Origin of the sequence: Neotamlana nanhaiensis (assembly GCF_000943555.1) — a bacterium.
Taxonomy (GTDB): Bacteria; Bacteroidota; Bacteroidia; order Flavobacteriales; family Flavobacteriaceae; genus Neotamlana; species Neotamlana nanhaiensis.
The window spans coordinates 495,149-505,400 of record NZ_JTDV01000002.1 but is presented as its reverse complement, the minus strand read 5'-3'; the positions used below and the strand labels follow the sequence as shown (position 1 = coordinate 505,400).

At 32.4% G+C, this 10,252-nt stretch carries 9 protein-coding genes; 5 read left to right on the top strand and 4 right to left on the bottom strand.

Annotation, left to right across the window (positions count from 1 at the left end):
* A partial coding sequence (locus PK35_RS17125) for a hypothetical protein (RefSeq protein ID WP_238320888.1) occupies positions 1-578 on the top strand: 578 nt, incomplete at its 5' end.
* A gap of 77 nt (positions 579-655) precedes the next feature.
* Here the strand turns inward: PK35_RS17125 and trhO are convergent.
* The 4 genes from trhO to PK35_RS05370 all read right to left on the bottom strand — a co-directional run bounded on the left by trhO (position 656) and on the right by PK35_RS05370 (position 6,276).
* Positions 656-1,741, bottom strand: a complete 1,086-nt coding sequence (gene trhO / locus PK35_RS05385; RefSeq protein ID WP_044625649.1) for an oxygen-dependent tRNA uridine(34) hydroxylase TrhO — start codon at positions 1,739-1,741, stop codon at positions 656-658.
* A 466-nt stretch (positions 1,742-2,207) separates the two neighbouring features.
* Positions 2,208-4,412 carry a S41 family peptidase gene (locus tag PK35_RS05380; RefSeq protein ID WP_044625648.1) on the bottom strand — a complete coding sequence of 735 codons (2,205 nt, stop codon included), beginning with the start codon at positions 4,410-4,412 and terminating at the stop codon, positions 2,208-2,210.
* A 136-nt stretch (positions 4,413-4,548) separates the two neighbouring features.
* Positions 4,549-5,094, bottom strand: coding sequence for a hypothetical protein (locus PK35_RS05375; protein WP_044625647.1), 546 nt, complete (start codon positions 5,092-5,094; stop codon positions 4,549-4,551).
* Positions 5,095-5,247: 153 nt separating this feature from the next.
* Entirely contained in the window at positions 5,248-6,276 is a 1,029-nt protein-coding gene (locus PK35_RS05370; RefSeq protein ID WP_044625646.1) for a DUF5677 domain-containing protein, read from the bottom strand.
* A 256-nt stretch (positions 6,277-6,532) separates the two neighbouring features.
* Between PK35_RS05370 and recA the strand changes: the two genes are divergently transcribed.
* The 4 genes from recA to PK35_RS05350 all read left to right on the top strand — a co-directional run bounded on the left by recA (position 6,533) and on the right by PK35_RS05350 (position 10,227).
* Positions 6,533-7,540, top strand: coding sequence for a recombinase RecA (gene recA / locus PK35_RS05365; protein WP_044625645.1), 1,008 nt, complete (start codon positions 6,533-6,535; stop codon positions 7,538-7,540).
* 114 nt (positions 7,541-7,654) lie between these two features.
* Positions 7,655-8,062 carry a hypothetical protein gene (locus PK35_RS05360; protein ID WP_044625644.1) on the top strand — a complete coding sequence of 136 codons (408 nt, stop codon included), beginning with the start codon at positions 7,655-7,657 and terminating at the stop codon, positions 8,060-8,062.
* A 36-nt stretch (positions 8,063-8,098) separates the two neighbouring features.
* On the top strand, positions 8,099-8,641 hold the full coding sequence (locus PK35_RS05355; protein ID WP_044625643.1) for an RNA polymerase sigma factor: 543 nt from the start codon (positions 8,099-8,101) through the stop codon (positions 8,639-8,641).
* Complete coding sequence (locus PK35_RS05350; protein WP_044625642.1) at positions 8,641-10,227, top strand: hypothetical protein; 1,587 nt, start codon at positions 8,641-8,643, stop codon at positions 10,225-10,227. Before PK35_RS05355 ends, PK35_RS05350 begins: the two co-directional genes overlap by 1 nt.
* Positions 10,228-10,252: the final 25 nt, after the last annotated feature.

The following is a 10,252-nucleotide window of genomic DNA, read 5'->3' as shown; positions in this document are numbered from 1 at the left end:
CAAAAAAAGGATTCTTAATGGTAACTATGTTTGCTACCATGTTAAGTTTCGCAAACGAATCTACTTTTTTAACGGTTGCTAGAGATGCTAAAAAAACTGTTTTAACTTTAAACAGTGTTAAAGAAGGTAATTTATTGACAATTATTGACGCTAACGGCGTTGTTTTATATAAAGAAGAAATTAAAGAAGCTGGTAACTACCAAAAAGCTTTCGATTTATCTTCTTTACCAGATGGTAATTACATTTTTGAATTAGAAAAAGATTTAGAAGTTGATACTATTCCTTTTACAGTAAATTCAAGTGAAGTTGCTTTTGATAGAGCTCACGAAAAAGTTACTTATAAGCCTTACGCTAGAGTTGAAGATGGTGTAGTTTACGTATCAAAATTATCGTTAAACGAATCGCCATTAAAAGTAGATATTTACTATGGTAATTCGGTTGAAGCTAACTTAGTTTACTCTGAAACTATTAAGCACACCAAAAACATTCAAAAAGCTTATAAACTTAACGGTTTTGCTAAAGGAAATTACAGAATTGTATTTAAAACCGATGGCAAAATTTATTCTCAGAATATTTAGTCCCTTTAAATAAATTGGTAAAAGCCGCATTGTAACATTACAGTGCGGCTTTTTTTGTTTAAAATGCAATAATAATATTAAGCGTTATCCTCAGTATTTTCTGGTTTAAAATGCTCAAAAATATTTCGCAAATCTTTTTTGTAAGGTAAATGGTCGGCACGTCCTTTTTTAAAGATATCGTTGCTATTGCCTTGGCCTTTACGTAATTCTTTTTGTTCTTCGTAAGGCAAACGGTTTATTTCCATACAAGATGTAGAACAACAATTTTCCATTTCTTCTTGACATTTTGGACATTGAATAAACAATAAATGACAAGCTTCGTTTGCACAATTGGTATGCACATCGAACGGTTCGCCACATTGGTGACAATTCGCAATAACATCGTCACTAATGCGCTCTGCACGACGATCGTCGAACACAAAATTCTGTCCTAAAAATTTATTCTCTAAGTTTTGCTCTTTTACTTGTCGTGTATATTCAATAATACCACCTTCAAGCTGATACACATTTTTAAAACCTTTATGCTTAAAATAGGCACTGGCTTTTTCGCAGCGAATACCACCAGTACAATACATAACCAGGTTTTTATCTTCTTTATGCGCTTTTAAATCGTCTTCAATAATATCTAACGATTCTCTAAAGGTATCCACATCGGGCGTTACGGCATTTTTAAAATGACCTATTTCGCTTTCGTAGTGGTTACGCATATCAACCAAAACGGTATTTTCGTCTTCAATAAGTTCGTTAAACTCATTAGCGGCAACGTGAATACCTTTGTTTGTAACATCGAATGTATCGTCGTTTAAACCATCGGCTACAATTTTTTTGCGCACTTTAACTTTTAGTTTTAAAAACGACATATTGTCTTGCTCTACGGCAATATTAAGTCTAATATCTTTTAAAAAATCAATAGTGTCTAAATGGGTTTTAAACGTTTCAAAATTTTCGGCTGGTAACGATAATTGCCCATTAATGCCTTCGGTAGCAACATATATTCTACCTAACACATCGAGTTTATCCCAAACGACAAACAATTGATTTCTAAATTCTTGTGGATTTGTAATTTTAGCGTACTGATAAAAAGAAAGTGTTAATCGATCTTTTCCTGCTTTTTCGATTAACTCTGCTCTTTCTTTTGCGCTTAATTTGTTGTACAGTTGCATGCTATACTATTTTTTAAGGTTAAAAAAGAAATATTTTATGCTGCAAAACTACAATTTTAGTGGGTTTTCGCAACTAATACGCACAAAAAAAGCACTTTAAACAATTATTAAAGTGCTTTTTAATTGACTAATTCCGTTATTAAATACTTTTATAGATAATAAAAAGTAGAACGGATTTAGCCACCATCGGCTTTACAGTTGCCATTAACCAAAATAGCAACTGAAACACCAATAGAGTTAGTTAGAATAGTTTTCGTGAAAAATTTCATAGTCTTTTCATAGCAATTTTTTCCACTACTATTTAGTAGATGCAAAAACTATAAAAAGGTTGCGTGTTAAAATTAATTTAGAGCTAATGACAAGTTAAAAACGTTGAAATATTCAGGATAAATTTTAATTGATGTGCTTTATTTTTTAATTACCAAGGTGTAATTTATCTGTACGATTTCATAAAAAATTGGTTTTATCATTTATTTATTATTTCAATCGCTTTTTCTAATAATTCATCTCTACCTTCTTTTATCCCTTTAATAGTTGGGCTAATCTCAATATCTGGAACTATTCCGACTCTTTGAGTTTCTGTGCCATCGGGGTAATAAACTCCTATTCCAGACATGCGAGTTCTTAATCCTCCAGGTAATAATATTGTTATAACATTACCATCTGCTCCAGCTGTTGTGCTACCAATAATAGTTGTATTGTTTCCTGCTCTAAATGCCATGGCGGTATATTCAGATTGGCTTTGCGAAAACTCATTAACTAAAACAACTAATTTCCCTTTGTAGGTTTCGGTTGGCTTAGGAATCTCATCACCATTTTCAAAAATAAATTCACCTGGATTATTAATATTTCCAACTGAAAATTTCACAAACGGCGTGTTATCTGTAACAAAATAAGTACCTAACAAAAATGGAACAAATGCTGAAGGATAGTTCCTTATGTCAATAATAATTCCTTTAGTATTTTTAAACGTTTCTTTAATAATCGGAATATCTTCTTTTTTAATAAACTCTAAAGTCACATACCCTATGTTATTTTTTAAAAATTTGAAAGATTTCCCCTTCCAATTATGCCAATTAATATTTAAACTATCCTTTTTATAAAGAGGTATGGAGTGTTCTTCTTTTTTATCTCCTGAAATAAATTCTATAGTAATTTCATTTTTTGGTGAGCGCAAAATATCTTGAGAAATATCTCTTAATCTCGCTACTTCGTTAGATGCGGGATAATATGGCTTTATACTATCTAATATTGATTCGACAGATTTTTTATTAATCGATGTTATTATATCTCCAGATTCAACTTTAGCTGCATTCTTTAATTCAGGATTATAATGATCTACAACTACTAGTTTATTATCGATAAACTTAACTTGAAAAGATGGAAAAAATTCCCCTTTTTTATCATTAACTTTATTAAAACCGAATGAATAAGACACATGAGTATCGTTTATATCTCCCATTAATTGAATAAAAGTTAATTCATATTCTAATTCGTTTTTAGCATTTATAATCTTTGGGATATATTCTCTTAAAATGTCATTCCAGTTTTTGTCTATTAAATATTTATAAGGAAAAAAGTAATGAATCATATTCCAATACCTGTAAAGTGCTAACAGCCTATAGCCTTTATCAGGATAGGGCATCATTATGTACCTATTTTCATTTAAAAAAACTAAACGATTATAATTATTATAACCAACATAAAAGGATTCACCTTGTCCTCTATTTTGATAGATGTATTTTAACTCATTTTTTAATTTTAAACTCAAGTTGAAATTATCAAACCAAGACATATCAGGTTTTATGAAAGCTCCTTCTGTTACACTTTCACATTTAAAACACTTATCAATATCTCCAATTTGTTTTATCCATTCCAAAAGGATATCGTCCCTTTCTTCAGTAGTTTTACTCTCTAAATATTCTGGAAGAAAACGAAACAATTCATAATCCCAATTATAATTTCCCTTTCTAATTTCTGGATGATGATATTTTAAAAAGCCCCATACTTTTCCCAATAAATCTAAATTTCCAATTAAGCGGTTGTTAAGCTCTGGAAAATCAACCTTAGATCCAAGATCAAACTCTTTATCTAAATTTGCTTTATAAATAGGTTTCTCTATTTCTTTAAGTGTTTGAATATCCTTGCCGTCTATTGTTAAAACAAAGTCATCAAACCATGCTTCTCCTGAACCCGTCATTATTCCTGCAACAAAAATTGTTTCAGCATTCTTAGGGTATGGTAGTGAAATGGAATATTTCTGCCAGTCTTTAGTGCCATGAATATTTTGGCTTTGCATATTTTCGAACGCCAATACTTCATTGTTTTTATCAACTATTCTAAGCAATAGTCCACTAAAACCGTTCTGGATATTTTCAATTTTCATAAAACCATCTAAACGAATAGACTTTCCTTCATAATTAGCAGGAATTGAATATACTATACTACCAAAGGAGTTATGTGCATTTTTAGAACTTATTTTTCCTGAAGCCTTTCCTTGTTTAACATGAACAGTATCGATTTCTAAATCGTAATTCCCCCACTTAAACCAACCTCTGGGAAGTTTATCGTTCACAGAGTATTCTTCAAAATCTAAATTGAATTTCTTTTCTGTTTGAGAAGTACAATTAATACTTAAAAGGAATAATAATACTACGATTACGTTTTTCATAATTCAGAATTTTAAGTCCTATAATACACATATACAAAACATTAACAATGGTTGCGTGATAAAATTATTTTGAAGCTAAAGACAGGTTAAAAACATTGAAATATTCAGGATAAATTTTGTTTGGTTTGCAACATTTTTAAAATTCATTTTCCTTTTTTACTTTTCCATTATCGTAATATTTTATCCATTTACCAATTTTCTTTGTATCCGCTCTTAGCCCTTCTTCGTATAAAAAATAAGATTCACTATTTTTTGAATATTTATAAATCTGGCAGAACGTTTTATAAACAATATGGTCGTTAGATTCAAAAAAGTCATCTAGTGATTTCGCGTTTGAGTCTATTTCTGTAGTTACATACTCTTCAAGCTTATTTCCTTTTCGGTCAAAGATTTTCATTCTCATCAAATTTCCATAATTATCCAAAAAATACTCTTGGGCAATTTGTCCATTTTTATAAAACTCTATCATTTTACCAGTTCTGGCCCAAAATTTTTCGGAATTATACTTGTAATTCGTCGAACACATAACCCTCTTTATAGTTCCATTTTTGTAAAACATCGTATCCTTTTTACAGCTAACTTGCTCTAAATCTTTTACAAGTTTTACAAACCTATCTGTATGCTGAGCATTAGAAGAGTAGCCTATTAAAGCTAATATTATGACTATTAAAATGCTTTTCATGAAATGTTATACAGCGGTCAAGTACTGGAATAAAGTTAATGATTTTTAATTAAGCATTAGTATTTCCGAGATTCGCTTAAGACTTTATTAAACACAATCAAAGGGTTGTCGAATCTTCGGTAATTGCGGTTATAAATTGTTGTGCATAGTTTTTTATTGTTCTCCAAATTCATTTACAACTTCGTTTTGAAGAGCATATAAAAACTCTTTAAAAATTCTACTCATCGATGAATCTTCCATATTCAGAAATGTCTCACTCATAGTTGTTAGTGAAACCGTCATATATTGGACTGGGTCTAAAAACCCATAATCATTTGCTCCAGTTAAAAGAAAGTTTTCTTGCTCTTCTCTCAAGCCCAATCTTTTATTAATTCCTGAAACTCCCGAATGAACATTTTCACTCGCCCAAGTGTAAACAACACGATGATGGTCCTGTTTTACAAGTTTTTCCATTTCACGTATATTTCTCCTTCCTTTTGGCAAAATTTCCATTGTCCAACCATAACTCTGTCCAAACTCTTTACCGTATTCTTCTAAAACATCTTTTCTCTCTGATTCGATAAATTCCATTTCTTCTTTTGAGAACTTATCCATATCTAAAAACTCACAGTTTTCTTGATATTCTTTCGCTTTCTTCCATCTTTCAATAACGTGATAATCTTGGTACATTTCTGTTATTTTTGTGTCATTATCATACAAAAACAAAAATGTTACGCAAAGTTCGTGCAGTGTTCTCCAACGCGACATCGCTCCGTCTGCGTATCCATTAGATACTAAAACTCGTATTTCGTTAGCAATTTGACAAGCTCTTACGTGCAGAGAAATCAAAGTATCAAGTTTTAATTGGTCTTCGTAAGTGTCAAAAATCTTTATGTATTTGTCATAAGTTGAGATACTAACTTGGCAGTTCATTTCTATGAATGACTCAAGCAGCAATATACCATTTCCATAATTCTTATTTATCTTCTCGTTAATTTCCTTCTGATGCTTTCGTAAGTCATTTTCTTTATCGAAACTATATTCGTAAAGTCCATCCCAAATTCCTTGAAGTAGTTTTTCTATAATTTTTGGCAGTTTTTCATTGATATATTCGTCAAATTCAGATTCAGTTCCTTTAAAAACTTTTCTGTTTTCAGAAATTAACCTTTGAATACCTTTTTCTATGAAATATGGTTCACTCAATTTTGTTCAAATTATGCCCAACTAGTTTTAACAATACCCCAACCATTAAACTTAATATGATCAAAGCTTTCATTCTACGATTCACATCAAAAAACTAACACTAAAAATAGTATAAAAGTTTAGTTTTTCATAATTCAAAATTTTTAGCCCTATAATACACGGATACAAAATGTTAACAAAGGTTGCATTTTAAAATTGTAAGATGCCAAAAGTTGTAGTATTTTAGCATACAATTTTTTAGAAAAAAAACGAAACGATGAGTAGCGAAAAAGAAGCAAAATTAAAAGCACTAAAACTTACTTTAGATAAACTAGACAAAGCCTACGGAAAAGGTACCGTAATGAAAATGAGCGATTCTGCAATTGTTGATGTAGAAGCTATTTCGTCAGGATCTTTAGGTTTAGATATTGCCTTAGGCGTTGGCGGTTACCCGCGCGGACGTGTTATAGAAATTTACGGTCCAGAATCGTCGGGTAAAACCACTTTAACATTGCACGCTATTGCCGAAGCACAAAAATCGAGCGGTATTGCTGCTTTTATTGATGCCGAACATGCTTTTGATAGATTTTATGCCGAAAAATTAAACGTCGATATAGACAACCTAATTATTTCGCAACCAGATAACGGTGAGCAAGCCTTAGAAATTGCCGACAACCTTATTCGTTCTGGTGCTATCGATATTGTAGTAGTAGATTCTGTTGCTGCTTTAACACCAAAAAGTGAAATTGAAGGCGAAATGGGCGACTCTAAAATGGGATTACATGCCCGTTTAATGTCGCAAGCCCTTCGTAAGCTTACAGCATCAATTAGCAAAACCAATTGTACCGTAATATTTATTAACCAATTACGCGAAAAAATTGGAGTTATGTTTGGTAACCCTGAAACCACAACCGGTGGTAACGCCTTAAAGTTTTACGCGTCGGTTAGGTTAGATATTCGTCGTTCTACACAAATAAAAGATACAAATGGCGAAGTTTCGGGTAACAAAACCCGTGTAAAAGTGGTTAAAAATAAAGTAGCACCACCATTTAAAACTGCCGAATTCGACATTATGTATGGCGAAGGTGTTAGCAAAGTAGGCGAAATTTTAGATTTAGCCGTAGACTACGAAATTGTTAAGAAAAGCGGTTCGTGGTTTAGTTACGACGATACAAAACTTGGCCAAGGTAGAGACTCGGTTAAAGCATTAATAAAAGACAACCCAGAGCTTATGGACGAGCTTGAAGCCAAAGTAAGGCAAGCCGTTACCGATGCCAAAGCATAAAACTTATCTTAAAATCCCGTTAAAAAACGGGATTTTTTTATTTTACTACGCAACCTTTTACAAAACATTGCATCTAAAGGGCAAAACATGTATTAAATCCCTAATTTTAAAGCAATGAAAAAGTTTATTGCACTATGTTTACTAATTTTTAGCGTAGCATCTTGTAGTATTGATGACGACCCTAGTTATTATTTCGAGGTTTTACCTGTGGAAAGCGTAGATATCCCTGATGAATTTACCATGGGAGAAACCTACCCAATTACCATTTATTATTACAGGCCAACCTCGTGCCACAGTTTCAGAGATTTTTATTATAATAAAGATAATAACGAGCGTACCGTGGCACCAATAACTTATGTTTTTGAAGATAATGACTGTGACACTTTAACCGACGAATTGGTTGAAGCCACTTTTAATTTTCATGTTACAAGCAATGGGTCGTATATATTTAAATTTTGGCAAGGTGAAAATGATGCAGACGAAGACACCTATTTAACTATTGAAGTACCTGTTACCGAATAAGAATAAAACTAATTATAAACCAATACATGTTTTAATTTGAGTTTAAAACAACTCATAGAAAATTGTAAAACTAATGATACCAAAGCACAAAGCGAATTATACAAACTCTTTTCGGGTAAGTTATTCGCCACCTGCTTAAAGTATTCGCGTAATTATGCCGAAGCCGAAGATAATTTGCAAGACGCATTTTTAACAATTTTCAATAAAATTGAACAGTATAAACACAAAGGCTCTTTCGAGGGTTGGTTAAAACGCATTACCGTAAACACCGCATTACAGCGTTACCGAAACGAAAAGGTTTTTGATATTGTAAACGAAAATAACATTGAAGACGAACAAGTAGAGATTGACGAGAGCGCGGTTTCTATTGATTATCTTCTAAAAATAATTCAAGAATTACCCGACAGGTACCGTTTGGTGTTTAACCTTTACGTGCTGGACGGGTATTCGCATAAAGAAATTGCTGGTTTGCTAAACATTAATGTTGGCACATCAAAATCGAACTTAGCGAGAGCAAGACAAATTTTGATTCAAACCATTGAAGCATATAAAGCGCGACCGCAGTCGCAAACCTTATAATGAGTGATAAAAAGCACATAGATCGATTATTTCAGGAAGGCTTTAAAGATTTTGAAGCTACACCTAGTGATGCCGTTTGGAAACGTATTGAAGCCGAACTTAACCAGAAAAAGAAAAAACGTCGTGTTATACCTATTTGGTGGCGTTACGCTGGTGTTGCTGCTGTTTTATTGTTATTATTAACTATTGGTTTTAATTATTTTGATGGTGAAACGCCAGAGGAAACAATTAAAGTTGTTAATTCTGAAAACGCACCAAATACTCCAATAAACACTAATAAAAATAATGTAACTGAAGATAAAAAAGATGTAAACAGCAATAGTATCAATAGCAATACCGTTGCCAATAATAATGATGAAAACACTACTGAAGCTACAACGTTAACTGAAGCTGCTTCAAACACCAAAACAGCTTCAACTGTTGTAAAAGCTTCAGATGAAACAGTAATTAAAAAACCGTTTAATACGAATACAAAAACAGCTAATAAAACTAAAAACAATTCGCATCTGGCCCAAAATCCGGGTTTAACCCAAAACAAAAACACGCTTCAAAACATTGCTAAAAACGAAAGCAAGTCGGTTTTAAACAAGCACAACGCCACCGAAACTAAGATTACAACGCCAAACGCAACCGAAAACTCAAATGTTTTAATTGATAAAAACCAAGCCAAGGAACTTATTACCCAAGCAAATAACAATAATACGGCTATTGCAAAAACCACAACAAGCAACGAAAACAATAACACCGAAGAAGACAATACAAACGCCACTTTAACCATTGAAGAAGCGCTTGAAAACAATAAAACAACCATTGAAGAAGAAAAAGAAAACCCAAAAAACAGGTGGAGCGTTGCCCCAAATGCTGCGCCTGTTTATTTTAACACCATGGGTAATGGTTCTTCTATCGATCCGCAATTTAATAGCAACTCCAAAACTGGGAACATAAATATGAGTTATGGTATTTCGGCAAGTTATGCTATTAACAATAAAATTACCATTCGTTCGGGTGTTAACCGTGTTAATTTAGGTTATAACACCAACGATGTGCTGGTGTTTCAATCGGCTGGTGTAAGTAATAGAGAGGCTTTGCAAAACTTAACCATTAACAATAATATTAGTAATAGCAGTGCTTTGGTTGCAAACGATGCCAGCAGTGGCAATACTAATATTAGTTTTGAGAGTGCTAAAGCAGCATCGGCTATCCCGAATTCGTTTGAAACCTCTAACACCTCGCTAAACCAATCGTTAGGCTACATTGAAGTGCCTATAGAAATACAATACGCTGTAGTAGATAAAAAAATTGGCGTAAACGTAATTGGCGGATTTAGTTCGTTGTTTTTAAATAATAACGAAATTTATTCTGAAGCTTCAAATGGTAACCGCACCCTTTTAGGAGAAGCCAACAATATTAACGACTTTAGTTACAGTGCCAATTTAGGACTTGGCTTAAATTATAAAATGACAAACACAATTGATTTGAATTTAGAACCTATGTTTAAATATCAAATTAATACGTTTAAAAATACTTCTGGTAATTTCACTCCATTTTTTATTGGCGTGTATACCGGATTCGCTATTAAATTTTAGGTTTTTGGTTAGATCTGGATGTGTG